Genomic DNA, 24,215 nt, shown 5'->3' on the forward strand with positions numbered 1-24,215 from the left:
CGCGGGGGTCCGGTGGGGTTCCCCCACGGGACCCGGCGTAGCGGGAGCAGACGGGCCGGGTCCCGCACCCGCCGCCCGGCCCAGGGCTACGCCCCGTAGAAGGCGGCCTCCATCACGCCCCGCGCCCTCCGCGTCACGCGCCGGTAGTCGTCCAGCATGTCTCCCACGTGCCCCGGCCCGTACCCCAGGTAGCGCCCCACCGCCGCCAGCTCGCGCGCGTCGGACGGGAACGTGTCGCCCGCGCGGCCGCGCACAAGCATGACGCCGTTGCGGACGCGGGTCGCGAGGACCCAGGCCTCGTCCAGGGTGCGGGCGTCGTCCGCGGAGACGAGGCCGGCGGCGCAGGCCGCCCGCAGGGCCTCGCGGGTGCGGGTGGTGCGCAGCGCCGGCACCTCCCAGCCGTGCCGCATCTGCAGCAGCTGGACCGTCCATTCGACGTCGCTCAGACCGCCCCTGCCCAGCTTGGTGTGCAGGGTCGGATCGGCGCCCCTCGGCAGGCGTTCGGACTCCATGCGCGCCTTGAGCCGGCGGATCTCGCGCACCGCTTCGTCGTCGAGTCCTTGGCGGGGGTGGCGAAGCGGGTCGACGAGTTCGATGAACGCCTCGGCGAGCGCGGTGTCGCCGGCCATGGGCCGGGCCCGCAGCAGGGCCTGGCTCTCCCAGACGAGGGACCAGCGCCGGTAGTAGGCCCCGTAGGAGCCGAGCGTGCGCACGAGGGGTCCGCTCTTGCCCTCGGGCCGCAGGTCGGCGTCGATCAGCAGCGGCGGATCCGCTGTGGGCAGTTGCAGCAGCCGGCGCATCTCGGAGACGACGCTGTTGGCGGCCCGTGCGGCTTCCTGTTCGTCGACGCCGTCACGGGGCTGATGGACGAAGAGCACGTCCGCGTCGGAGCCGTATCCGAGCTCGTGGCCGCCGAAGCGGCCGACTCCGATGACGGCGAAACGGGTGGGCAGGGTGTCGCCCCACGTGCCGCGTACGGCGGCGCGCAGGGCGCCCGCGACGGTGGCGGCGGTGAGTTCGGTGATCGCGTCGCCGACCTGGTCGACGAGCGTGCCGGCGTCGGCCTGCGCGGGGTTCTCCTCGGTGCCGTAGGAGCCGATGATGTCGGCCGCGGCGGTACGGAACAGTTCGCGGCGTCGCACCCCGCGGGCCGCGGCGACCGCCGCCTCCGCGGTGTCGGCGCGGCCGACGGCGGCGAGGATCTCCTGTTCGAGGTGGTCACGGCCGCGTGGCCGCAGACCTTCTGGGTCGCCGAGGATGGCGACGGCCTCCGGTGCGCGCAGCAGCAGGTCGGGTGCGAGGCGGCCGGCGGACAGGACGCGGGCGAGGTTCTCCGCGGCGGCGCCCTCGTCGCGCAGCAGCCGCAGGTACCAGGGGGTCTTGCCGAGCGCGTCGGAGACCTTGCGGAAGCCGAGCAGCCCGGCGTCGGGGTCGGCGGAGTCGGCGAACCAGCCGAGCAGCACGGGCAGCAGGGTGCGCTGGATGGCGGCCTTGCGGCTCACTCCGGAGGCGAGTGCCTCGAGGTGGCGCATCGCGGCGGCGGGGTCGGCGTATCCGAGGGCTTCGAGGCGTTGGCCGGCGGCCTTGGGGCTGAGGCGGGTCTCGCCGGGGGTGAGCTGGGCGACGGCGTCGAGCAGCGGACGGTAGAAGATCTTCTCGTGCAGCCGGCGTACGACGGACGCGTGGCGTTTCCACTCGCGGTTGAGGGTGGTGACGGGGTCGGTGCGCAGGCCGAGGGAGCGGGCGAGGCGCCGCAGGTCGGCCTCCTGCTCGGGCACGAGGTGGGTGCGCCGCAGCTTGTGGAGCTGGATGCGGTGTTCCATGGCGCGCAGGAAGCGGTACGCCTCGTCGAGCTGGGCGGCGTCGGCCCGGCCGACGTAGCCGCCGGCGGCGAGGGCCTGGAGGGCTTCGAGCGTGGTGCCGCTGTGCAGGGTGGCGTCGCTGCGGCCGTGGACGAGTTGCAGGAGCTGTACGGCGAACTCGACGTCGCGCAGGCCGCCCGGGCCGAGTTTGAGTTCGCGCTCGATCTCGGCGGCGGGGATGTTGTCCACGACGCGGCGGCGCATCTTCTGGACGTCGGCGACGAAGTTCTCGCGTTCGGCCGCCTGCCAGACCAGCGGGGCGACCGCTTCTGTGTACGCCTCGCCCAAGGCCGGGTCGCCGGCGACCGCCCGGGCCTTGAGGAGCGCCTGGAACTCCCAGGTCTTGGCCCAGCGCTGGTAGTAGGCGACGTGGCTGGAGAGGGTGCGGACCAGGGGGCCGTTGCGTCCCTCGGGCCGCAGGTTGGCGTCGACGGGCCAGATGCTGCCTTCGACGGTGGTCTCCGAGCAGATCCGCATGAGCTGGGAGGCGAGCCGGGTCGCGGCCTGGAGCGCCTTGGCCTCTTCCGTGCCGTTGGTGGGTTCGGCGACGAAGATGACATCGACGTCGGAGACGTAGTTGAGCTCGTGGCCGCCGCACTTGCCCATGGCGATGACGGCGAGCCGGCAGGCCGCCGCGTCCTCGGGCGCGGCGGCGCGGGCGATGCCGAGGGCGGCGCGCAGGGTGGCGGTGGCGAGGTCGGCGAGTTCGGCGGCGGCCTCCGCCACGTCGGTGGTGCCGCACACGTCGCGGGCGGCAATGGCCAGCAGGCAGCGGCGGTAGGAGACGCGCAGGGACACGGGGTCGGTGGCGTCGGCGAGTCCGCGTTCGAAGTCGGCGACTCCGGGATGCAGATCGGCGGACTCGTAGGTGGCGAGGGCGTGCCAGTCGCGGGGGTGGCGGGCCAGATGGTCGCCGAGCGCCTCGGACGCCCCGAGGACGCCGAGCAGCCGGTCACGCAACGGCTTCGCGGTGATGAGGCCGTCGAGGAACCGGCGTCGCTCGTCCGGTTCGTGCGCTTCGGCGAGGCGGACGAGGGAGCGCAGCGCCAGATCGGGGTCGGCGGTGGCGCCGAGGGCGTCGAGGAGCATGGGGTCGCTGCGCACCGACGCCATGTCGGGGAGCTCGAGGAGGCGTGCGGCCGCGGAGGGGTCGGTGAAGCCGTACCTCAGCAGCCGGGTGAAAGTGCTGCTCCTGCGCCCCGGAACCGTCATCCCGGTCTCCGTCCTGCCGTGCCGCCGTGTGCGCTCGAGCGTAACCGCAGGCGCGCGCGGGGGGCCCGGCGGACCACGCGGTTCCCGGGTCCCGGCCGGTCCGCCGGGGCGGCGATCAGGCACCGGCGCCGCCGGTCCGACGAGCAGGCGACACCGGGCACGGTCCGAGGCAAGGGGGTCCGGGTGACCGGAAGCCCGGCATCGGGCGCGGCGGGGCGCTCCATGTGGAAAGGTACGGCCCGGACCGGGCGTTCCGGCCGGCGACGGCGTGTTCGCGCACGGGGCGGGCGAAGCGCTGGTATTCCGGGGTTGCGCCCCGCATGGCCTTCGGCTCGGCCGAGGGCGCCTTGTTCGGACAGACCGCTGGCGATTCACCACCGATGTGGCCCGTTGAAAGGATTCCACCCGTGGAAATGACCCTGGAAGTCGTCCCCGTCCCGGTCACGGACCTGGACCGCTCGAAGACCTTCTACGCAGAGGCCTGCGGCTTCAAGGTCGACCTCGACTCCGAGGTCGCCCCCGGCATGCGGATCATCCAGCTGACCCCGCCGGGGTCGCGCTGCTCCATCGCCCTGCTGGGCGGCATGCCCCCGCATCCCGACCAGCCCACGATGACCCCCGGCACGCTCCACGGCCTCCAGTTGTGCGTCACGGACATCGCGAAGGCCCACTCCGAGCTGATGTCACGCGGGGTACCGGTGACGTCGATCCAGCACGTGGGCGCGACGGGCTGGGAGGAGGGCACGGGCGAGGAGTGGAACTCGTTCATGTTCTTCAAGGACCCGGACGGCAACAGCTGGTGCGTCCAGGAGGCCCCGGCACCGCTGTCGCAGCGCTGACGATTCCCTGGCGGCGGACGAGTCCCGGACCGGACCGCCGCCAGGGTCCCTTCGTCACGTACGCCGTGGAGCGCCGGGCGAACGTCGTTGTCGGACGCGTCTGGTATCCATGGCCTGCATGGATACCGATTACGCGATTCCCGCCCATCTCAGCGCCCTGCGCGCGGAGTTCGGCCGCACCTCGCAATCCGGTCCCGTCGGCCGGGTCGCGCACCGGGCCGTCGCCGAGCCGTGGTTCGATGCCGCATGACGACGCCGCACGAAGAACCTTCGTTCCTGCGGGACACCCGCGACTCGTACAACGCGATCGCCGCCGACTACGCGGAGACGTTCAAGGGCGAGCCGGAGGGCAAGCCCCTCACTCTGGCCATGCTGACCGCCTTCGCCGGGGCCGTGGCGAAGGACGGGGGCGGCCCCGTCGTGGAGTTCGGGTCCGGACCGGGGCGGGTGACGGCGTATCTCGACCGGCTGGGGACGGACATCAGGGGCGTCGACCTGTCGCCCTCCATGGTCGCGCTCGCCCGGCGCACGTTCCCCGGACTGCGGTTCGACGAAGGCTCGGTGACGGACCTCGGCGGCTTCGCCGACGGGTCGCTGCGCGGCGTCGTCGCCTGGTACTCGCTGATCCACATACCGTCCGCCGAGGTGCCGGGCGTGCTCGCGGAGTTCTACCGGCTGCTGGCGCCCGGCGGGCACCTGGCGCTGGCGTTCCAGGTCGGTGAGGACGTCTCGCGCTATACGGAGGCCTTCGGTCACAGTGTGTCGCTCGCCTTCCGCCGGATGCGGCCGGATCTGGTGGCGGAGCAGTTGCGGGAGGTGGGCTTCGAGGTGCGGGCGACCATGGTGCGGGAGGCGGAGCCGGACGAGAAGACGCCTCAGGCGCATCTGCTGGCCCGCAAGCCCGCCGGGGCGTAGACGCGGGGTGGCCCGGGCCGGTGGGCGCTGCCCCACCGGCCCGGGCCGGTACGTTCACGCGGGTGAGGTCACCGGGGCGGTTCGTCGGGGCGTTCCGTTCCACCGGCGCCGCCGGACCCGTACTGGTCCCTCAGCTTGTCCTGTGCCGTGTCGACGTGGCGGCTGTGCTTGCCCTGGGTCCTGCCGTCCACGTAGTCGCCGGTCTTCTCGACGCCCCGGTCCGTCTGTTCCGGATGACCTTTGAGCATGTTCTTGAGCTTGTCCATCATGGACATGGGGTTTCCTCCTCGCCGCAGGGTCCCCCGTGACTTCCAGGGTCACCGCACCGGGCGCGTTTCGCATCCGCGCAGGTGGTCGAAGAAGCCGGGGCCACGGGTGGTCAGCTCGACAGCAGGCGGTTGAAGAACGAACGGTATGTCCGCAGGGCCATGCGCAGGTCCTCCGTGTCGGTCTCCTCGCCCTGGCTCCACTGCCCCTCCAGGTCCTGCTTGTGCCGGGAGAAAGTGGCGGTCCTGCCGGCGTGTGCGGAATCCTTCCTCCTCCTCCGACGTCAGCAGTCGCGGAACCTCTCACCGTGTGGACGCGGCCGCGGTGTCCGGCGGGGGTTCCGGCTCCTCCGGGACGGCCGATGCCGCCGTCGGCGTGGGGTCGGCCTCCTCTGCACCTCGGAGGCTTCGCCCGGGAAGCTCGGCGGCTGCGCCTCGGACGGGCGGCCCACGTCCCTCTCCGACGGTGCCGCCGGACCTGGGCGCGGTAGTGCACCGCTGCTCGGTGCTCGCCGTGTGCCTGCGGCTCCGTTCGTTGACGTCGTGGGCAGTCCGGTATCGCTCAGTCGACGCGGACGATGCTCTTGCCATGGGTTGTGCCCTCGGCGAGGCGCTGCACGGCGATGGCCAGGTCCGCCAGGTCGTACTCAGCGGTGATGTCCACGCGCACATGGCCGTCGGCGACGAGGCCGAGTGCACGGCGGGCACTGTCGGCGAGCCGCTCGGGATGGGTCCGGCTGAGCAGGCTGCTGTTGTAGGTCACGAGCGATTTGCCGTGCATGAGCAGGTCATTGGTATTGGCCAGCACAGGTTCATAGGTGCTGAGGTTGCCGTATGCCACCAGTCGGCCGTGCTCTGCCAGCTGCTCGAGGCCGGCGTGGCGGGTCGAGCCGCCGACCGGGTCGAGGATCATGTCGAACTTCTCGTCGCCGAGCGCGGTCGGGAATTCCTCGCGCAGCAGGATCTGGTCATAGCCGAACTGGGCGGCGTAGTCGGCCCTGAGATCATCGCCGCCCACGCCGACGATCCGGCCGGCCCCGGCCACTCGGGCGAACTGGGCGGCGAGCGTGCCGACTGAGCCGGCGGCTGCGTGGATCAGCACGCTCTCGCGAGGCCGCACATGCGCGGCGGTGTTGATCAGATCGAAGGCAGTCGGTGCGCCCCACCCGAGACCTGCGGCCGTCCGTAGCGGCATGTCGCCGATGCCCACTGCGAGCACGGCGGGCGCCAGGACCACCTCGGCGTAGGCGCCTGCCGTGGTCAGCGCGGTGACGGGCTCACCGACACGGCCCGGGTCGACGCCCTCGCCGACCGCGGCAACGTGCCCGGACGCCTCGAAGCCGGGGACGAAGGGACGTGGCACGGGAAAGTGCCCGTCCCGGACCATGGTGTCGCCCCACTGGATCCCGGCGTAGGCGACGCGGATCGCCACCTGGCCGGGGCCGGGGGCGGGCTCATCGAGTTCGGCGACCCGGTAATGGTCATCGGTGTCGAGAAGGACAGCCTTCATGGTTACAGCCCCCTGTGCTGAGTCAGTATCCTTACAGTCGAGGACTGTAGGTATATAAGGTTCCTGGGTCAACCCAGGAACCTGTGTCAACGGAGCGGGAGTACACGGTGGAAGCCCCGATCGAGGATGACCTCTGCACCCGGATCAGGCGGTCGGAGCAGGCGCTGATGGCCCACCACGAGGCAGTGCTGCGCGCCTACGGGCTGACCATGACGCAGTACACCGTGCTATTGATCCTCTCGCGCGAAGGCGGCATGTCCGGCGCCCAACTGGCCCGCTCCTGCGGGGTTACGCAGCAGAGCATGAGTAGCGTGCTGACCAATATGGAGACCAAGGAACTCATCCGCCGCGAGACGTCTCCGGTGCACGCCAAGGTGCAGATCGCCACCCTCACCGAAGAGGGCCGGGGGCTGCTGGACCGCGCCTACCAGGAGGTGATCATCCTCGAGCGCGCTCTCACCGACGCGTTCACGCCCTCCGAGCACGCCTCCCTCTGCGAACTTCTGGAACGCGCCACCACCGTCCTGATCCAGCAGACGCGCCACGCGCCAGGCCCGCCGGCCACCTGAGCCCGCGGCTCACCGCACGCGCGGCAGCCATCATCACTACGTAAGCGGATCACGGTCGGGTGATACGTCGCCATGAACTGTCGAATGCCGAGTGGAGTTCGTCCGGCCGCTGCTGCCAGAGTCGTTGCGGGGCAGGAAGCGGCTGGACGACCGCACGGTGCTCAACGGGATCGTGTGGAAGTTCCGGACCGGGGTGGCTCCGGCGGGACGTGCCCGAGCGGTACGGCCCATGGGCCACGCCGCACACCCGGTTCCGGCGGTGGGCCCTGGACGGCACCTTCGAGCGGGTACCCAGGCTGCCCAGGCCAGGGCGGACGCAGCCGGGGACATCGACTGGCTTGTGTCGGTCGACTCCATCGCGTCCGACCCGACCACATCATCGGAGACCAGGGCTACAGCTTCAAACCGAGCAGCGGCGGGCGCGCGCAGGGCCATGGACAGCAGGTGGCATCGCTTCGGCACCGGACGGCCCTCAGACGGCCCAGGGCGGGTACGACGCTTCCGGGCCGACGGTACGAGACCGTCGACCCGGAGTGCTTTGGACAGGCAGTACCAGCGCTGACCTGCGCCTACAGCACCGGCAGGGACTTGCGCAGCTCGAACGCTGTGACCTCGGAGCGGTACTCCTCCCACTCCTGCTTCTTGTTGCGAAGGAAGAAGTCGAAGACGTGCTCGCCCAGGGTCTCGGCCACCAGCTCGCTGCGTTCCATCAGGTCGATCGCCTCGCCCAGGTTCTGCGGGAGCGGGGCGATGCCCATGGCACGGCGTTCGGCGTCGGAGAGGGCCCAGACGTCGTCGTCCGCGCCCGCGGGGAGCTCGTAGCCCTCCTCGATGCCCTTGAGGCCGGCGGCGAGCAGGACGGCGTACGAGAGGTACGGGTTCGCGCCGGAGTCCAGGGAGCGGACCTCGATGCGGGCGGAGCCGGTCTTGCCCGGCTTGTACATCGGGACGCGGATCAGGGCCGAGCGGTTGTTGTGGCCCCAGCAGATGTACGAGGGGGCCTCGCCGCCCGCGCCGGCGCTGCGGGCGGAGCCGCCCCAGATCCGCTTGTAGGAGTTGACCCACTGGTTGGTGACGGCCGAGATCTCGGCGGCGTGCCGCAGCAGGCCGGCGATGAAGGAGCGGCCCACCTTGGAGAGCTGGTACTCGGCGCCGGACTCGTAGAAGGCGTTGCGGTCGCCCTCGAAGAGCGACAGGTGGGTGTGCATGCCGGAGCCCGGGTACTCCGAGAACGGCTTGGGCATGAAGGTGGCCTGGACGCCCTGCTCGAGCGCCACCTGCTTCATGACCAGACGGAACGTCATGATGTTGTCCGCCGTGGACAGCGCGTCCGCGTAGCGCAGGTCGATCTCCTGCTGGCCGGGCGCGCCCTCGTGGTGGCTGAACTCCACCGAGATGCCCATGGACTCCAGCATGGTGATCGCCTGTCGGCGGAAGTCCATGCCCACGTTCTGCGGGGTGTGGTCGAAGTAGCCGGAGCTGTCGGCGGGCGTGGGCCGGCTGCCGTCGACGGGCTTGTCCTTGAGCAGGAAGAACTCGATCTCGGGGTGGGTGTAGAAGGTGAAGCCCAGGTCCGAGGTCTTGGCCAGGATCCGCTTGAGCACGAAGCGGGGGTCCGCGAAGGACGGCGAGCCGTCGGGCATCAGGATGTCGCAGAACATCCGGGCCGTGCCCGGCGCCTCCGCGCGCCAGGGCAAGATCTGGAAGGTCCCCGGGTCCGGCTTCGCGATCATGTCGGACTCGTACACCCGGGCGAAGCCCTCGATCGCGGAGCCGTCGAAGCCGATCCCCTCGTCGAAGGCCTGTTCCAGCTCGGCCGGTGCCACGGCGACCGACTTCAGGAAGCCGAGCACGTCGGTGAACCACAGGCGTACGAAGCGGATGTCGCGCTCCTCGAGCGTGCGGAGCACGAATTCCTGCTGCTTGTCCATTTCCACCCATCCTTGCCCGTCACGGCGCGTGCCTGCTCCCTGGAGCATTCCATCCGCGGGTTTCGGGGAGGTTGCGCACGCGGCTGTGCCCATTGTGGGTCAGGGGCCACCCCGAGACGACCCTGAGGCCCCCCTCACTCCTCCCGGACATGTGTCAGGTTTCTTTGACACGTACCGGCGGGAGTGTCAGTTTGAACTGACACATACGAGCCAAGGGGGCGCGATGAGCGAGAAGCCGGGCCCGGCACCGGGACCGGAGCTCACGGGCGACGCGCTGCTGAAGATCCTCACCGCCCTGGGCAATCCGCACCGGATGCGCATCGTCGCCGCCCTCTTCGACGGCCGCGACTACGTGAGCCGGCTCGCCCGTGAGCTGGCCATCGGTCGCCCCCTGCTGCACATGCATCTGCAGCGGCTGGAGGCGGCGGGACTGGTCCGGGGCGAGCTCGAGCTGTCCGAGGGAGGCAAGGCGATGAAGTTCTTCGAGCTGACGCCGTTCTGCTACGCGCTGACCCCGGAGGTCGTCGCGAGAGCCGCGCGCACGCTCACCGACGACGCCAAGGACGACAAGGGCAAGGACACGATGAAGGAGACGGCGAAATGAGCGGCGACATCGTGGGAGCGGTCGGTTCCGCCGGGGTGTTCCTGCTGTGCATCGTCATCGTCTGGCAGGTCGCCGCGACGTGGCGGGCCCGCGTACTGGCGACCCGGGACACCGAGTACCGCAAACTCGCGGAGAAGTACGCGCAGCTGCTCGAGGACAGCACCGAGCTGCACCGGCGCACGCTCGACGAGCTGACGCAGACCCGCGTCTCGCTCGCCTCGATGGAGAAGATGATGCGCGAGATCGAGTAGGACCGCGAGCACGTATCGCGATGGCGGTACGGCCGGGAGCTGCAACTCCCGGCCGTACCCGTGAAGCACAAGTCCCAGGCACTTCCCTCACGCCACGGCAGGTCTGCAAACCCGTCACGCCGCGGCGCGGGCTCCGTGCGTCCCGCACTCCACACTCAGGAGACTACTCATGAAAGCGCTGCTCAAGCGCCTGGCCTCGGCGCCCGGCGGCCGACGCGCCAAATGGCTCGTCCTGTTCGGCTGGATCGTGGTCGTCGTGGCCCTCGGCCCGCTCGCCGGAAAGCTCGGCGAGGTCGAGGACACCGGACCGAACGCCTTCCTGCCGCGGGGGGCCGAATCGGCCGCGGTCAACACGGAACTGGAGAAGTTCCGCACCGACGAGGTGATGCCCGTCGTCGTCGTGTACAGCGCCGACCGGCCTCTCGCCGCCGACGACCGCGCAGCGGCCGAGTCGGACCGCCGCGCGTTCGCCCCGCATGTCGCCGAGGGCCGGCAGCTGTCGCCCGTGCTGCGGTCCGACGACGGCAGGGCCCTGATGGTGGTCGTACCGCTGTCCGACGAGCTCGGCGACCGGGTCGAGGAGATCCGCGACATCGCCGGCGCCAATGCCCCGCCCGGTCTGGACGTCGCGGTCGGCGGACCGGCCGGCTCGCTGATGGACCAGGTCGCTGTGTTCGACACGCTCGACGCCACGCTGATGATCGCCACCGGCCTGGTGGTGGCCGCGCTGCTGCTGATCACCTACCGCAGCCCGGTGCTGTGGCTGTTCCCGCTGCTGTCGGTCGGCTTCGCCGCCGTCCTGACCCAGGTCGCCACCTATCTGCTGGCCAAGTACGCGGGGCTGCCCGTCGACCCGCAGAGCGCCGGCATCCTGATGGTCCTCGTCTTCGGCGTGGGCACCGACTACGCGCTGCTGCTGATCGCCCGCTACCGGGAGGAGCTGCACCACCACGAGGACCGGCACGTGGCGATGAGGCTCGCGCTGCGGCGTTCGGGGCCGGCGGTCCTCGCCTCCGCCGGCACCATCGCCGTCGGACTGGCCTGCCTGTCGCTGGCGGACATCAACTCCTCCCGCTCGCTGGGACTGGTCGGCGCGATCGGCGTCGTCTGCGGCTTCCTGGCGATGGTCTCCGTGCTGCCGGCGCTGCTGGTGATCGCGGGCCGCTGGGTGTTCTGGCCCTTCGTGCCGCGCCACGGCACGCCCGCGCGGAAGGCGGTCACCGTCTGGTCCCGTACCGGTGCGGCCGTCGCGCGGCGTCCGCGCTGGTCGTGGCTGATGTCGGTCGGCGTCACGGGTGTGCTGGCGCTCAGCGCGTTCGGCATCAACATGGGGCTCACCCAGTCGGAGATGTTCCAGGAGAAGCCCGAGTCGGTCGTCGCCCAGGAGCGGATCTCGGCCCACTTCCCGTCGGGCGCCTCCGACCCCGCGAAGATCGTCACGAACGCGGCCCGGATCGGCGCCGTCGAGGCGGCCGCCGCGAAGGTGCCGGGCGTCGCCCGGGTCGACGCGGGTGACCGCTCGCCCGACGGCGCACTCGCCACGCTGTCCGTCGTCCTGGAGGACGCCCCTGACAGCGACGCGGCCAAGGACACCGTCGACGCGCTGCGCACCGCCGTCGGCGACGTGGAGGGGGCCGACGCCCTGGTGGGCGGCACGACCGCGCAGACCCTGGACACACAGCGGGCCGCCGATCGTGACCTGCGGACCGTGATCCCGGTGGTGCTGCTGGTGGTCCTGCTCGTACTGGTGTGGCTGCTGCGGGCGATCGTCGCCCCCGTGCTGCTGCTGGCGACGGTCGTGCTGTCGTACTTCGCGGCGCTCGGCGCCTCGAACGTTCTGTTCGAGCATCTGCTCGGCTTCGCCGGTGTCGACTGGTCGCTGCCGCTGATGGGCTTCGTGTTCCTCGTCGCCCTCGGCATCGACTACAACATCTTCCTCATGCACCGCGTCAGGGAGGAGTCGGAGCGCCTCGGCCTGGCACGCGGGGTACTGGAGGGTCTGACGACCACCGGCGGGGTCATCACCAGCGCGGGCGTCGTGCTCGCCGCGACGTTCGCGGTGTTCGCCGGACTGCCGCTGGTGACGATGGCGCAGATGGGCACCCTCGTCGGCATCGGCGTCCTGCTGGACACGTTCCTGGTCCGTACGGTGCTGGTGCCCGCGCTCGCCCTCGACCTGGGCCGCTGGTTCTGGTGGCCGGGCCGGCTGTTCAAGGCCGGGGCACGGGCGGAGGCCGCCGAGGAGCGGTCGGCGCCGGCCGGGCGCGCGCAGGAACGGGTCTGACGCCCCGCGGCGGTCGGGGGCACACGGCCCTCGCGGGGCTCCGTCGCATCGCGGCGGGGCCCCGCGGCGTCGCCGGGAGGCCCTTAATTGCCGCCCGTCTGCGGTGCCGGTGGCGTCCGCACACTACGATCTGCGGCCATGGGGGGTTCGCGGACCGACCGCCTCTCGCGCACCGCGCGTCCCACGGCTCTGCTGAGCGCCGTGGCGACGCTCCTCGGCGCGCTCTTCATCTGCCTCGGCCCGGCCGGTGCCCACCACGGCAGACCCTCTCCCCGGGCCCACGGCCCGGGGGCGACGGGGGCGGCGGATGCCGGGGCGCAGGCGGCGCAGGCACGGACGGCGGCCCACACTGCGACCGCGTACAGCTGCCCGTACGACGACGGCGGCTGCGGCCTGCTGCCGGTGCTCAGCCCCGCGGTGCTCACCGTGCCGCCTCCGCAGCCCGACGCTCCGCTGGAGGCGGGCGCGCCGCTCCCCCATCCGGGACCCTCCGCCGACGCCGGCGGCCGAGGCCGTTCGGGAGCGCTCGCGCGCGCCCCGGACCTGCACGTCCTTCAGGTGCTGCGGACGTGACACCGCCCGCACGACCTCGCACGCATCGCTGAACCCCCCATTCCGCAGACTTCACGAAGGACACCGCCACCATGGCTTCCCGTAACACCAGCAACGACCGCCGGGCCCGGATAGAGCAGATGCGCCGGGCCGAGCAGTCCCGTGAGCGCCGCAACCGCATCCTCACCATCGGCATCAGCGCCGTCGTCGTCGCCGGCCTCGTCGGCTTCGGTGGCTTCGTCCTCAACAAGGAGTCCGAGGAGAAGGAGCAGCGCGTCGCCGAGGCGAAGGCCCCGGTCAAGGACGAGAAGTCCTGGGACGCGAAGAAGCTCGGCCGCAACCACGTCGAGACGGCCGTCTCCTACGAGATGAAGCCGCCGGTCGGCGGCGACCACAGCCAGGTGTGGATGAACTGCAACGGCGACGTCTACAAGGAGGCGATCCCCGAGGTGAACGCCGTCCACTCGCTGGAGCACGGCGCGGTGTGGGTGACGTACACCGACAAGGCGGCCAAGGGTGACGTGGACAAGCTGGCCGAGAAGGTCAAGAAGACGCCGTACACGCTGATGAGCCCGTACAAGGGCCAGCAGGGCGCGATCATGCTGAGCGCCTGGGGCAAGCAGGTGACCGTCGACTCGGCCGACGACAAGCGGGTCAGCCAGTTCTTCACCAAGTACGTGCAGGGCCCGCAGACGCCCGAGCCGGGCGCGGCCTGCACGGGCGGACTGAGCGGCAAGTGAGGGGCATGACGCGTACGCACTGGGCCGCCGTCACCGCGGTGGTGCTCGCGCTGCTCTTCGCGGGGGCGGCCACGGTGGCCTCCGCGGGGAGCAGCGGATCCGCTGCCGCGGACCGTACGCCGGCGGGGGCGTCGGCGGACGCCGGTTTCGCCCGTGACATGTCCGTCCACCACCAGCAGGCGGTGGAGATGTCGTTCATCGTCCGTGACCGGACGAAGGACGAGGAAGTGCGCAGGCTCGCGTACGACATCGCCAACACCCAGGCCAACCAGCGCGGCATGATGCTGGGCTGGCTGGATCTGTGGGGTCTGCCGAAGGTGGACGCCGACGCCGAGCCGATGGGATGGATGGCCTCGCAAGGCTCCGGCCACGGCGACCACGGCGACCACGGCGGCGGACACGGGGCCGAGGACGGTTCGCTGATGGCCGGCATGGCGAGCAGGGCCGACCTCGAGCGGCTGGGGCGGCTCAGCGGCAAGGAGGCGGAGGTCCTCTACCTCCAGCTGATGATCATCCACCACAACGGCGGGATCGCCATGGCCGAGGGCTGCGTCGAGCAGTGCACGGTCGAGGTGGAGCGCGATCTGGCGCAGGGCATGGTGGACGCTCAGGCGTCGGAGGTCGAGCTCATGGTCGATCTGCTGCACCGCCGTGGCGCGGAGCCGCGTACCTGACACGCGCCGCCGTTCCCCACGGCCCCGTCCCGGACCTCTCCGGGACGGGGCCGTGCGCGTTCCGGTGCTCGCGGGGTACGGGCGGCCGGTGCCGCGCGGGTACGGGCGGCTGCGGTCGCGTACGCCTTACGGCGCCACGAGAATGAGGTGGCTCGGGGCCTTGACGCATCCAGGAGGCACGACCCATGACCACTGCGAAGGACATCATGCACCCGGGGGCCCGGTGGATCCCCTCGCACGAGACGCTCGACCGGGCGGCGCAGCTCATGCGGGAGCTGGACGTCGGCGCGCTGCCGATCGCCGACGCCGACGAGCGGCTGTGCGGCATCCTCACCGACCGTGACATCGTCGTCGGCTGCGTCGCGATGGGCCACGACCCGTCCAAGGTCACGGCTGGCGAGATGGCCAAGGGCACCCCGCGCTGGATCGACGCAGGCGCGGACGTGTCGGCGGTGCTGCGGGAGATGCAGGGCCACCAGATCCGGCGGCTGCCGGTGATCGAGAACAAGCGGCTGGTCGGGATGATCAGCGAGGCGGACCTGGCGCAGCACCTGAGCGAGGACCAGATCGCCGGCTGGGCGGAGCGTGTCTACGCGGAGAGCGGCACGGAGCGACTGAAGAGTGCGGGCTCCATGACCTGACGGCCCTGCCGGGGGCGGGCCCGGCACGGCCCGCCCCCTTCCGCCGTGTCGTGGGGCGATGTGCCGCGCATCACCCTGAAGGACATCGCGTCAGAAAGACGATTACACTGGGCCCGTGCCTCAACTACGCCTCGCTCTGAATCAGATCGACTCGACCGTCGGTGACCTCGCCGGCAACGCCGAGGCGATCGTGCACTGGACCCGGCACGCCGCCGAGCAGGGGGCGCATCTCGTCGCCTTCCCGGAGATGGTGCTGACCGGCTATCCCGTCGAGGACCTCGCGCTGCGCTCGTCCTTCGTCGAAGCCTCCCGTGCCACGCTGCGCGCGCTCGCCGCCCGCCTGGACTCCGAGGGGTTCGGCGAACTCCCGGTGATCGTCGGTTACCTGGACCGTTCGGAGACGGGCAGGCCCCGGTTCGGTCAGCCCGCCGGGTCGCCGCGCAACGCCGCCGCGGTGCTGCACCGGGGTGAGGTGGCGCTCAGCTTCGCCAAGCACCACCTGCCCAACTACGGCGTCTTCGACGAGTTCCGCTACTTCGTGCCGGGCGACACCATGCCCGTGATCCGGGTCCACGGCATCGACGTGGCGCTCGCGATCTGCGAGGACCTCTGGCAGGAAGGCGGCCGGGTGCCCGCCGCCCGCAGCGCAAAGGCGGGGCTGCTGATCTCGGTCAACGCCTCGCCGTACGAGCGTGAGAAGGACGACACCCGCCTGGAGCTGGTGCGCAAGCGCGCCCAGGAGGCCGGCTGCACCACGGCGTACCTGGCGATGATCGGCGGGCAGGACGAGCTGGTCTTCGACGGCGACTCGATCGTCGTCGGCCCGGACGGCGAAGTCGTGGCCCGGGCACCGCAGTTCGCGGAGGGCAGCGTCGTACTGGATCTCGAGCTGCCCGCCGCGGCCGCCGACGCGCCCGAGGGCGTCGTGGACGACGGGCTGCGCATCGACCGCGTCGTGCTCTCGGAGGAGCCGCTGCCCGCGTACGAGGCCGAGCTGACGGGCGGTTACGCCGACCGGCTCGACGACGACGAGGAGGTGTACTCGGCGCTGGTGGTCGGCCTGCGCGCGTACGCCGCCAAGAACGGGTTCAGGTCCGTGCTGATCGGCCTGTCCGGGGGCATCGACTCCGCCCTCGTCGCCGCGATCGCCTGCGACGCGCTCGGCGCGCAGAACGTGTACGGCGTCTCCATGCCGTCGAAGTACAGCTCGGACCACTCCAAGGGCGACGCGGCCGAACTGGCGCGGCGGACGGGGCTGAACTTCCGCACCGTACCGATCGAGCCGATGTTCGACGCCTACATGGGTTCGCTGGGGCTGACCGGGCTCGCGGAGGAGAACCTCCAGTCGCGGCTGCGCGGCACGATGCTGATGGCGATCTCCAACCAGGAGGGCCACATCGTCCTCGCGCCGGGCAACAAGTCCGAGCTGGCGGTGGGGTATTCGACGCTCTACGGCGACTCGGTCGGCGCGTACGGACCGATCAAGGACGTCTACAAGACGACCGTGTTCCGGCTCGCCAAGTGGCGCAACCGGGCCGCGGCGGAGCGCGGCCAGACCCCGCCGATCCCGGAGGCGTCGATCACCAAGCCGCCGAGCGCCGAACTGCGCCCGGGGCAGGTGGACACCGACTCGCTGCCGGACTACGACGTGCTGGACCGGCTCCTCGAGCTGTACGTGGACCGCGACCAGGGCAAGGACGCGATCGTGGCGGCCGGCTTCGACGAGGCGCTGGTGACGAAGACCCTGCGGATGGTGGACATGGCGGAGTACAAGCGGCGCCAGTACCCGCCGGGCACGAAGATCTCCGCCAAGGGCTTCGGCAAGGACCGGCGGCTGCCGATCACGAACCGCTGGCGGGAGACGACGAACTGACCGGCTCCGGCGCGAGAGGGCTTCCCGCGATCACGCGGGAGGCCCTCTTTGCGTCGCCGTCCCGGTCGAGCACCCCGGCCACGGCGGCGATCACGAGACCCACGACGGCGAGGAAGGCGCCGACGAACGCCGGAGACGTCCAGCCCCAGCCCGCCGCGACGGCCGCGCCGCCGAGCCAGGCGCCGCCCGCGTTGGCGAGGTTGAACGCGGAGTGGTTGGAGGCGGAGGCGAGCGTCGGGGCGTCCTTGGCCTTTCGCATCACCAGCATCTGCAGCGGGGTGGTCGTCAGGAAGCCGACCGCACCGAGGACGACGACGGTCGTCAGGGCGAGCCACGGGAGGTGGACGGTGAACGGGAAGGCGGCCAGGACCAGCGCGAGCGCGGTCAGGGAACCGTAGAGCGTCGGCCGCAGCGCGCGGTCGGTGAGAGGACCGGCCGCGAGCGCGCCGAGCGTCATGCCGATACCGAACAGGGCGAGGACGAGGGTGACGGACGACTCCTCCAGACCGATGGCCGCGGTCGTCATCGAGGCGAGGTAGGAGTACACGGCGAACACTCCGGCGAAGCCGAAGACGGCGGTCAGCAGGCCGAGCAGCACCTGCCGGTCGCCGAGGGCGCGCAGTTCGCGGCCGATGCCCTGATGGGCGTCGAGCGGCATGCTCGGCACGAGACGGGCGAGGGCGGCCATGGCGACGAGACCGATGGCGGTCACGACGAGGAACGTCGCGCGCCAGCCGAGCTGCTGGCCGAGCGCGGTGGCGGCGGGGACGCCGACGATGTTGGCCACAGTGAGCCCGAGGAACATGGTCGCGACGGCACGCGCCTGCCGGTGCTCCCGCACGAGGCGCGCCGCGACGACGGCGCCGACACCGAAGAACGCGCCGTGCGGCAGTCCGGCGAGCACGCGCCCCGCGAGCAGGGTGCCGAAGCCGGGCGCGAGGGCGGAGGCCAGGTTGCCGACGGTGAACAACGCCATCAGGAGCAGCAGCATCCGCTTGCGTGGGACGCGGGAGCCGAGGCCGGTGAGGAGCGGGGCTCCTATGACGACGCCGATGGCGTAGGCGGAGACGAGATGGCCCGCGGTCGGCACGGAGGTGCCCAGGTCCTCCGCGACGTTGGGCAGCAGGCCCATCATGACGAATTCGGTCGTTCCGATGCCGAAGGCGGACACGGCGAGGGCGAGTAGCGCCAGGGGCATGGGAGGGTGAGCCTTCCGAGTAAGTTCGCTTTCGGAACAAATACTCTCAGACGTTTCGTTCCTCGCGGTGAACAGCGGGTTGCCGGCGTTCCTCCGCCCCCGGACAGACGGCCGCGCCCGGCCCTCACGGGCCGGGCGCGGTCACAGGGAGGGCCCGGTGGGACCAGGGTCACAGGTCCACGCGGGCGGCGATCGGCAGGTGGTCGCTGTTCGTCCGCGGCAGCGTCCACGACGACACCGGCTCCACGCCGCGCACCATGATCTGGTCGATCCGCGCCATCGGGAACGCCGCCGGCCAACTGAAGCCGAAGCCGTCGCCCGCCGCGCCCTGCGTGGAGCGCATCTGCGACGTGACGGCGTTCAGCGAGCGGTCGTTCATCGTGCCGTTGAGGTCGCCGAGCAGCACGACCCGGTCCAGCCGCTCGCGGGCGATGGCCTCACCCAGCGCGTCGGCGCTGTCGTCCCGCTGGTTGGCGGTGAAGCCCGCATGGAGCTTCACGCGGACGGACGGCATGTGCGCGACGTACACCGCGACCCCACCGCCGGGCGCCGCCACCGTGGCGCGCATCGCGCGGGTCCAGCCCATCCGGATGTCGACGGGCGAGACGCCGGTCAGCGGGTACTTGCTCCACAGCCCCACCGTGCCCTCGACGGCGTGGTGCGGGTACGTGGCGGACAGGGCCTTCTCGTACGCCGTCACCTGCCCCGTCGGGAGCTCCTGCAGCGCGAGGACGTCGGCCCCGGACGCGGCGACGACCTCCGCGGTGCCCACGGGGTCCGGGTTGTCCGCGTTCACGTTGTGCGTGGCGATCGTCAGATCGCCGCCGGTGGCCGCGGACTTGCCCAGCAGGCCGCCGAAGAGGTTGAGCCACACGACCGCCGGAAGCAGCACGGCGATCAGCGCGGTGGCGGAGCGTCGCAGCACCGCCGCGACGGCGATCAGCGGGACGAACACGCCGAACCACGGCAGGAACGTCTCCGTCAGGCTGCCGAGGTTGCCGATCCGGTTGGGGATGTGGGCGTGCAGGATCATCAGCAGGGCGACCAGCACGGCGCAGACGGCGAGGACGACGCCGCGCCGCCAGATCCCGCGGTCGCCGCGCCACCGCTCGGGCACCCCCCGGAGTCTGCCGGCCAAGGACCCGGTGGGCCGCGTCCGGGCCGTGCCGTTCCCCGTGTCCGCCGTGTACGCCTGCGCCATAGAGCTGTCCTCACTGCCTTGCTGCCACGCCCGGCCTCGCCGCCGTCCTTAGGACCCTAGGCGATGACCGGTGGTCGTCCCGCCGTGTGGGGACGGCCGTTCTGCCTCGATGACGACGCGGACGCACGCCGGGTTCCTGCCGCCGGGCTCGGCGCGGAGGCTGTGACAGAACGGGCACACTCGGTGCGTCGGGGATCACACCGCGGTCGGCGTGTCGGTGCCCCCGAGGGAGGCGACGCGGCGCATGAGGGGGTCCTCTTTCCCCGGGTGGCATGAAGTGCCACCATGGGAGGCGATCCGGGGACGCCGTCAGGGCGCCTCGAGATGACGAAGGAGCCGAATACTCATGACGCTTCAGCCTGCCCAGAAGGCCACCGACAGCAGCAGGGCGCTGTACGGCGGCAAGCAGTCGCGCCGCATCACCGTGCATGACATCGCCGCCGCCAAGGAGCGCGGCGAGAAGTGGCCCATGCTCACCGCCTACGACGCCATGACGGCGTCCGTCTTCGACGAGGCCGGGATCCCCGTGATCCTCGTCGGCGACTCGATGGGCAACTGCCACCTCGGCTACGAGACCACCGTGCCCGTCACGATGGACGAGATGACCCTCCTGTCCGCCGCCGTCGTACGGGGCACCAAGCGCGCCCTCGTCGTCGGTGACCTGCCCTTCGGCGCGTACCAGGAAGGGCCGGTACAGGCCCTGCGCAACGCGACCCGGCTGGTCAAGGAGGCAGGCGTCGGCGCGGTCAAGCTGGAGGGCGGCGAGCGTTCGCTGGCCCAGACCGAGCTGATCGTCCAGTCCGGCATCCCGGTCATGTCGCACCTGGGGCTCACCCCGCAGTCCGTGAACACCATGGGCTACCGGGTGCAGGGCCGCAGCGACGAAGCCGCCCACAAGCTGATCCGTGACGCCAAGGCCGCACAGGACGCGGGCGCGTTCGCGGTGGTGCTCGAGCTGGTCCCGGCCGAGCTCGCCGCCGAGGTCACCCGCTCCCTGCACATCCCCACCATCGGCATCGGCGCCGGCCCCGACACCGACGCCCAGGTCCTGGTGTGGACCGACATGGCCGGCCTGACGGGCGGCAAGGTGCCGCGTTTCACCAAGCAGTACGCCAACCTCCGTCAGACCCTCGGCGACGCGGCGAAGGCATTCGCCGACGACGTCGCGGGCGGCGCGTTCCCCGCGGAGGAGCACAGCTTCCACTGAGCCACGCCACCGCCGCGAAGAGCCACTCCCGGCACAGACGACAGCCCGCCGATCTTCCCCCGTCGGCGGGCTGTCGGCGTAATGTGAGAGATGGCCTCGGGGAACCGCACGCACCGCCAGGAGGCGGGACATCATGGCCGCGATCATGAGCAGGAACTTCGACACCGCTGACGAGACCCGTGAGTTCAAGGACGGGAAGGGCAAGCTGGACGTCATCAACACGGAGCACGGGCCGATCGGCCGTGCCGTGTTCGAGCCGGGCTGGCGCTGGTCCACCCACATCAAGCCGATCGCGGGCACGGACAGCTGTCAGGCCGCGCACGTCGGTTACATGGTCAGCGGGCGTATGAAGGTCGTCATGGACGGCGGCGAGACCGGCGAGTTCGGCCCCGGCGACTTCATGTCCATCGCACCGGGGCACGACGCCTGGGTCGTCGGCGACGAGCCCTGCGTGGTCCTCGACTGGGTCGGCTTCGGCGACTACGCGAAGTCCTGACCTCTCTCCGCGACAACCGCAGCGCCGGCGGCGCTGCCGGCGGCGCTGCGACGCCTCCGCTACGGGCCGTCGTGTGTGAAGGGGGCCCAGAGCATCGGGTTCGTGGGGTCGGCGTCGCGCAGCTCGGCCACGGCACGGTGCAGGGCCACGGCGGCGCCGGCCGAACAAAGCCGGTCCGATGCGCCGAGATTCCGGTAGAACGCGGCGGCGACGGCGGGCGCGACCCGGTCCTGGACGGACCACAGGGTTGAGACGACATGGCGGAACCCCGCCATGCGCAGCGCGGCAGCGGTGTGGATGGCCTCGTCCGGCAACTGCCCGCCGCCCAGCCGGGTGTGGCAGGCGGAGAGGAACGCCAGGTCCGCACCGTCCAGTCGGAGTCCCGCGAAGTCGAGCACGCTCATGTCACCGTCACGCAGGCACAGGCCCGACGTGGCCGGTGCGTTCATGTCCAGCCTGCCGTGGCAGGCGAAGTGCGCCCACGGGTGTCGGGGCAGCTGCTCCCGTACCGCCGCGACGGTGGCCGCGTCGTCGGCCAGGGTGCTCAGCCGCCCCTGGCCGAACACCTCGCGCAGCCCTCGGAGTTCCTCGGGAACTCCCGGCAGTGGCGCGTGACCCCGCTCGGTGTCGGACAGTGCCACGGCCAGCAGCCGGGGATCGCCGGCCGCCGGCCGCCGCCTGGCGTCGACGAGTGCGGCGAGGGTCGAGGTGTAGGACGACACCACCGCGAACGGCAGCCCGACCGGCTCGGTCCGGTCGGCGCCGGTGCGCGGGTAACGCCCCGCCGCGTGCAGCGGCAGAGACACCAGGGAGGCCGTGGGACACCACCAGATCCGCGGCGGCGCCTGTGACCTGTGCGGAAGGCCCAGGCGGTCCAGCACGGGCCGGGCGATCCTCTCCCACAGCCATTCCAGGGTGTCGTGGACGGTGTGCCGCGCCCGTTGCCGGACCCGGCCCGTGGCACCGGGTGCCAGCGCGTGGCCCAGGTCCTGGAGATAGGTGTTGCAGACCCGGTCCATGGCGCGGAAGTCGACGTCGGGCAGGGGTAGGACGTCGACGTGTCCGCCCGGCAGCACGAGGAGCGCGTCGCAGCGCACGGCGCTGATGTTGACGATGACCACGGGGCCCTCCGCCGCCGCGGGAGCGAGTTCGCCGAACGCGGGAGGGGCCAGGAAGCGCTCGAAGCCCGGCAGGCTCCTGATCCGGTCGCGCAGCTGTGTCCAGCGGCGGGCCAGCCGCATCCGGGTCTCCGGGTCGACCCTGCCGGCACCGTCGAGTGCGGAGCGGATCTCCTCCGACTCCGCCGCGAGGGACGGCTCCCGCGCTGCGAGGGCGTCCAGGTCGCCGCGCAGGTGCAGCGTGGAACGCCACAGCACCGAACGCCCCTGCTCCAGGAGTTCCACCGCCGTCTCCGGCCGGCCATCGCCGATCGCGAGGCCCGCCGCGTCCCGCGGCATCGCGGCGCCGCTGCGCAGGCCCTCTTCCTGGTCGGCACGCTCCAGACCGGTCCAGCCGAGGTCCCGCAGCAGGGAGACGGCGACGCGCGCCCCCGCCAGGGCGTCCGCGGTGTCGCCGGCCTCGTGGGCGAGGCCCGCCCACATGCGTGTGGCGGACAGACGGTGCTCGGGCGAGGAGCCGACGGCGTGGGCCGCCTCCCGCAGCGCCGTCAGCGCGGCGTCGCGGTCGGGGCCGTCCGGTGCGTACCGGAAGCGGTTCACCAGCGCCACGGTCAGACCGATCAGCACTTCGGCGCGGTCCACGTCCGTCGCCTCACATGCCGCGACCGCCGCGGTGAAGGCCCCTACGGCCTCTTCCACCTCGGCGGGGCCAGGCTCTGCCCCGTCGCGCGAACGCAGCAGCAGTGAGCCGAGGAGCCGCTGCGACTCGACCGTGTTCTCCCTGCTCATCGCGGTGGCCGCCGCCTCCCGCGCCGCGACGACCGCGGCGTCCCGGTCGCCCTCCTCGTCGAGTGCCGTGGCCAGCAGGACCAGCAGCTTCGGTCGCAGGGCGTGTGAGCGGGGCACGGCCTCCAGCGCGCGGCGGGCCTCGCCCGAGGTCGCGGCGCGACCGGCCGCGAACAGGGCGTGCGTCAGCGTCCGCGGATGGTCCGCTGGTGCCTCCCGCAGGACGGTCCGCGCCTCTTCCGCCACCGCCTCGGCCTCGCGCCGGTCCTGCGACCTGCGGGTGATGGAGGCCCGGCGGCTCAGCGCCGACGCGAGGTTGACGGCGGCGTCCGCCCGTTGCCTCGGGGTGTCCGCGGTGCGTGCAGCGGCGCGCAGCAGGTCGACGGCGTCGTCCAGATCGTCCGGCGAACCTCTGAGCGTGCCCCGCACTGCCAGCGCCGCCCCGAGGTTGGTGCGCGAGACGGCGTCGTCCGACGGCAGGCGCCCGACGGCCGCGCGCCCCAGCGCGACGGCCTCGTCCAGGTAGCTGTCGATCGCGTCCGCCGCGTCCGCACCGCCGGTGCCCGCTGCCCCGGCACGGGCGTCCGTGTGCTGGACGGCCAGCCACGTCAGGGCGCCGCAGAGACTCGCCTCCAGGTGGGCCCGTGATCCCTCGTCGCCGCCCGGCCGCGCCAGTGCCTGCCTGCCGATGTCCACGGCCTGACGCACCGGGCCCTCGTCGCCGAGGACCTGGGACAGGTCGCGGAGCAGCGCGACGGCAGCCTGTGCGGCGTCCATGCGCCCCGGATCGTCGGGGGGACGGGCCGACAGCTCCGCCTGCGCCACGGTGACGGCCTCGCGCAGGTCTGCGGTGTGTCCCCGCAGGTCGTAGCGGTGGCGCAGGACTCCCCGTAAGGCCCCGAGCAGCGCCGCACGTGCCGGATGCCCCTCGGGGGCCAGGCGCACCCCCTCCCTCGTGATGTTGACTGCCGCTACGAGGGCCGCGTCGTCGCCCGTCTCCTCGAACTGCTTGAACGCTGCCTCCGCCTTCAGGTACTTGACCACCGGCGCCACCTCCGGGTCCACCGAAGGAGCGGTGCGGGCGGCCTGCAGCCGCCGGAGGTTGGCGGCGGCCTGGGGGTGGCCCGTGGAGGCCGCGATCCGGAACCACCGGACCGCGTCCGGGTCCTCCTGGTTGTGCAGCAGGACCCCCAGGTTGTTGGCGGCTTCCGGATGCCCGTGGCGGAACGCCTCGGTGTACCAGAGACGGGCCATGCGGATCCGGCCGGTGCGCTCCGCCAGCAGCGCCAGGTTGTACATCCCGTTGAAGTCGCCGTACTCCTCCGCGGCCTCCCTGAAGAGCTTCTCCGCCTCCTCGGTACGACCGTGGCTGTCCAACTCGATCCCACGCAGCAGGAGTTGCCGCCCACGGCTTTCCACCGCCCCGTCGCCCCCGACCTTGCCCTCACCGCTGCCGACCGACATGAGCCCCCTTGCCGCGAGTGGT

The 24,215-nt window shown here is 71.8% G+C and carries 21 protein-coding genes; 14 read left to right on the top strand and 7 right to left on the bottom strand.

The window, feature by feature from the left end; translation table 11 throughout:
* Nucleotides 1-86: 86 nt before the first annotated feature.
* Nucleotides 87-3,074: a bifunctional [glutamine synthetase] adenylyltransferase/[glutamine synthetase]-adenylyl-L-tyrosine phosphorylase gene (locus tag MDN94_RS00125; RefSeq protein ID WP_482723973.1), complete on the bottom strand. Its 2,988-nt coding sequence runs from the start codon at nt 3,072-3,074 to the stop codon at nt 87-89.
* A 407-nt stretch (nt 3,075-3,481) separates the two neighbouring features.
* Between MDN94_RS00125 and MDN94_RS00130 the strand changes: the two genes are divergently transcribed.
* The 3 genes from MDN94_RS00130 (at nt 3,482) to MDN94_RS00140 (ending at nt 4,828) form a co-directional block, all read left to right on the top strand.
* Nucleotides 3,482-3,913, top strand: coding sequence for a VOC family protein (locus MDN94_RS00130; protein WP_482723974.1), 432 nt, complete (start codon nt 3,482-3,484; stop codon nt 3,911-3,913).
* A 118-nt stretch (nt 3,914-4,031) separates the two neighbouring features.
* Nucleotides 4,032-4,163, top strand: a complete 132-nt coding sequence (locus MDN94_RS00135; protein ID WP_482723975.1) for a hypothetical protein — start codon at nt 4,032-4,034, stop codon at nt 4,161-4,163.
* Nucleotides 4,160-4,828, top strand: a complete 669-nt coding sequence (locus MDN94_RS00140) for a class I SAM-dependent DNA methyltransferase (RefSeq protein WP_482723976.1) — start codon at nt 4,160-4,162, stop codon at nt 4,826-4,828. Before MDN94_RS00135 ends, MDN94_RS00140 begins: the two co-directional genes overlap by 4 nt.
* A gap of 68 nt (nt 4,829-4,896) precedes the next feature.
* On the opposite strand, the gene MDN94_RS00145 is transcribed toward MDN94_RS00140, so the two are convergent.
* Nucleotides 4,897-5,103 carry an antitoxin gene (locus MDN94_RS00145; protein ID WP_307706019.1) on the bottom strand — a complete coding sequence of 69 codons (207 nt, stop codon included), beginning with the start codon at nt 5,101-5,103 and terminating at the stop codon, nt 4,897-4,899.
* A gap of 553 nt (nt 5,104-5,656) precedes the next feature.
* The gene (locus MDN94_RS00150) at nt 5,657-6,604 is read right to left on the bottom strand and encodes a quinone oxidoreductase family protein (protein ID WP_482723977.1); all 948 of its coding nucleotides are present in this window, start codon (nt 6,602-6,604) and stop codon (nt 5,657-5,659) included.
* 107 nt (nt 6,605-6,711) lie between these two features.
* Between MDN94_RS00150 and MDN94_RS00155 the strand changes: the two genes are divergently transcribed.
* A complete protein-coding gene (locus tag MDN94_RS00155) occupies nt 6,712-7,173 on the top strand; it encodes a MarR family winged helix-turn-helix transcriptional regulator (RefSeq protein ID WP_482723978.1) in 462 nt (153 codons plus the stop codon).
* Between the two features lie 569 nt (nt 7,174-7,742).
* On the opposite strand, the gene MDN94_RS00160 is transcribed toward MDN94_RS00155, so the two are convergent.
* Nucleotides 7,743-9,104, bottom strand: a complete 1,362-nt coding sequence (locus MDN94_RS00160) for a glutamine synthetase family protein (protein ID WP_159692659.1) — start codon at nt 9,102-9,104, stop codon at nt 7,743-7,745.
* A 223-nt stretch (nt 9,105-9,327) separates the two neighbouring features.
* Between MDN94_RS00160 and MDN94_RS00165 the strand changes: the two genes are divergently transcribed.
* From MDN94_RS00165 to MDN94_RS00200, 8 genes are all read left to right on the top strand, one after another.
* On the top strand, nt 9,328-9,708 hold the full coding sequence (locus MDN94_RS00165; protein ID WP_482723979.1) for an ArsR/SmtB family transcription factor: 381 nt from the start codon (nt 9,328-9,330) through the stop codon (nt 9,706-9,708).
* A complete protein-coding gene (locus tag MDN94_RS00170) occupies nt 9,705-9,959 on the top strand; it encodes a hypothetical protein (protein ID WP_482723980.1) in 255 nt (84 codons plus the stop codon). The genes MDN94_RS00165 and MDN94_RS00170 overlap by 4 nt, the downstream gene beginning before the upstream one ends.
* A gap of 169 nt (nt 9,960-10,128) precedes the next feature.
* Nucleotides 10,129-12,243, top strand: a complete 2,115-nt coding sequence (locus tag MDN94_RS00175; protein ID WP_482723981.1) for an MMPL family transporter — start codon at nt 10,129-10,131, stop codon at nt 12,241-12,243.
* Between the two features lie 138 nt (nt 12,244-12,381).
* Nucleotides 12,382-12,816: a hypothetical protein gene (locus tag MDN94_RS00180; protein WP_482723982.1), complete on the top strand. Its 435-nt coding sequence runs from the start codon at nt 12,382-12,384 to the stop codon at nt 12,814-12,816.
* A gap of 71 nt (nt 12,817-12,887) precedes the next feature.
* On the top strand, nt 12,888-13,535 hold the full coding sequence (locus MDN94_RS00185) for a DUF3105 domain-containing protein (RefSeq protein ID WP_482723983.1): 648 nt from the start codon (nt 12,888-12,890) through the stop codon (nt 13,533-13,535).
* Between the two features lie 5 nt (nt 13,536-13,540).
* On the top strand, nt 13,541-14,209 hold the full coding sequence (locus MDN94_RS00190; protein WP_482723984.1) for a DUF305 domain-containing protein: 669 nt from the start codon (nt 13,541-13,543) through the stop codon (nt 14,207-14,209).
* 185 nt (nt 14,210-14,394) lie between these two features.
* Entirely contained in the window at nt 14,395-14,850 is a 456-nt protein-coding gene (locus tag MDN94_RS00195) for a CBS domain-containing protein (protein ID WP_482723985.1), read from the top strand.
* A gap of 115 nt (nt 14,851-14,965) precedes the next feature.
* Nucleotides 14,966-16,723, top strand: coding sequence for an NAD+ synthase (locus MDN94_RS00200; protein ID WP_482723986.1), 1,758 nt, complete (start codon nt 14,966-14,968; stop codon nt 16,721-16,723).
* Here the strand turns inward: MDN94_RS00200 and MDN94_RS00205 are convergent.
* Both MDN94_RS00205 and MDN94_RS00210 read right to left on the bottom strand, forming a co-directional pair.
* Nucleotides 16,692-17,921, bottom strand: coding sequence for an MFS transporter (locus MDN94_RS00205; RefSeq protein ID WP_482723987.1), 1,230 nt, complete (start codon nt 17,919-17,921; stop codon nt 16,692-16,694). The two genes, MDN94_RS00200 and MDN94_RS00205, sit on opposite strands and share 32 nt — an antisense overlap.
* Before the next feature lie 169 nt (nt 17,922-18,090).
* Complete coding sequence (locus tag MDN94_RS00210) at nt 18,091-19,122, bottom strand: endonuclease/exonuclease/phosphatase family protein (RefSeq protein ID WP_482723988.1); 1,032 nt, start codon at nt 19,120-19,122, stop codon at nt 18,091-18,093.
* 346 nt (nt 19,123-19,468) lie between these two features.
* Between MDN94_RS00210 and panB the strand changes: the two genes are divergently transcribed.
* Nucleotides 19,469-20,329, top strand: a complete 861-nt coding sequence (gene panB / locus MDN94_RS00215) for a 3-methyl-2-oxobutanoate hydroxymethyltransferase (RefSeq protein WP_482723989.1) — start codon at nt 19,469-19,471, stop codon at nt 20,327-20,329.
* Between the two features lie 133 nt (nt 20,330-20,462).
* Nucleotides 20,463-20,825 (top strand): cupin domain-containing protein, encoded by a 363-nt coding sequence (locus MDN94_RS00220; protein WP_482723990.1) that lies wholly within the window; start codon nt 20,463-20,465, stop codon nt 20,823-20,825.
* Between the two features lie 59 nt (nt 20,826-20,884).
* Here MDN94_RS00220 and MDN94_RS00225 read toward each other — a convergent pair whose 3' ends face one another.
* Nucleotides 20,885-24,193, bottom strand: a complete 3,309-nt coding sequence (locus MDN94_RS00225) for a CHAT domain-containing protein (RefSeq protein WP_482723991.1) — start codon at nt 24,191-24,193, stop codon at nt 20,885-20,887.
* Nucleotides 24,194-24,215: the final 22 nt, after the last annotated feature.

This window comes from Streptomyces sp. WAC00040, assembly GCF_056835925.1.

Coding starts and splice junctions, on each gene's coding strand:
- MDN94_RS00125 (WP_482723973.1), bottom strand. CDS start 3,074: ATGACGGTTCCGGGGCGCAGGAGCAGCACTTTCACCCGGCTGCTGAGG.
- MDN94_RS00135 (WP_482723975.1), top strand. CDS start 4,032: ATGGATACCGATTACGCGATTCCCGCCCATCTCAGCGCCCTGCGCGCG.
- MDN94_RS00140 (WP_482723976.1), top strand. CDS start 4,160: ATGACGACGCCGCACGAAGAACCTTCGTTCCTGCGGGACACCCGCGAC.
- MDN94_RS00145 (WP_307706019.1), bottom strand. CDS start 5,103: ATGTCCATGATGGACAAGCTCAAGAACATGCTCAAAGGTCATCCGGAA.
- MDN94_RS00150 (WP_482723977.1), bottom strand. CDS start 6,604: ATGAAGGCTGTCCTTCTCGACACCGATGACCATTACCGGGTCGCCGAA.
- MDN94_RS00160 (WP_159692659.1), bottom strand. CDS start 9,104: ATGGACAAGCAGCAGGAATTCGTGCTCCGCACGCTCGAGGAGCGCGAC.
- MDN94_RS00165 (WP_482723979.1), top strand. CDS start 9,328: ATGAGCGAGAAGCCGGGCCCGGCACCGGGACCGGAGCTCACGGGCGAC.
- MDN94_RS00170 (WP_482723980.1), top strand. CDS start 9,705: ATGAGCGGCGACATCGTGGGAGCGGTCGGTTCCGCCGGGGTGTTCCTG.
- MDN94_RS00175 (WP_482723981.1), top strand. CDS start 10,129: ATGAAAGCGCTGCTCAAGCGCCTGGCCTCGGCGCCCGGCGGCCGACGC.
- MDN94_RS00180 (WP_482723982.1), top strand. CDS start 12,382: ATGGGGGGTTCGCGGACCGACCGCCTCTCGCGCACCGCGCGTCCCACG.
- MDN94_RS00185 (WP_482723983.1), top strand. CDS start 12,888: ATGGCTTCCCGTAACACCAGCAACGACCGCCGGGCCCGGATAGAGCAG.
- MDN94_RS00190 (WP_482723984.1), top strand. CDS start 13,541: ATGACGCGTACGCACTGGGCCGCCGTCACCGCGGTGGTGCTCGCGCTG.
- MDN94_RS00195 (WP_482723985.1), top strand. CDS start 14,395: ATGACCACTGCGAAGGACATCATGCACCCGGGGGCCCGGTGGATCCCC.
- MDN94_RS00205 (WP_482723987.1), bottom strand. CDS start 17,921: ATGCCCCTGGCGCTACTCGCCCTCGCCGTGTCCGCCTTCGGCATCGGA.
- MDN94_RS00210 (WP_482723988.1), bottom strand. CDS start 19,122: ATGGCGCAGGCGTACACGGCGGACACGGGGAACGGCACGGCCCGGACG.
- panB (WP_482723989.1), top strand. CDS start 19,469: ATGACGCTTCAGCCTGCCCAGAAGGCCACCGACAGCAGCAGGGCGCTG.
- MDN94_RS00220 (WP_482723990.1), top strand. CDS start 20,463: ATGGCCGCGATCATGAGCAGGAACTTCGACACCGCTGACGAGACCCGT.
- MDN94_RS00225 (WP_482723991.1), bottom strand. CDS start 24,193: ATGTCGGTCGGCAGCGGTGAGGGCAAGGTCGGGGGCGACGGGGCGGTG.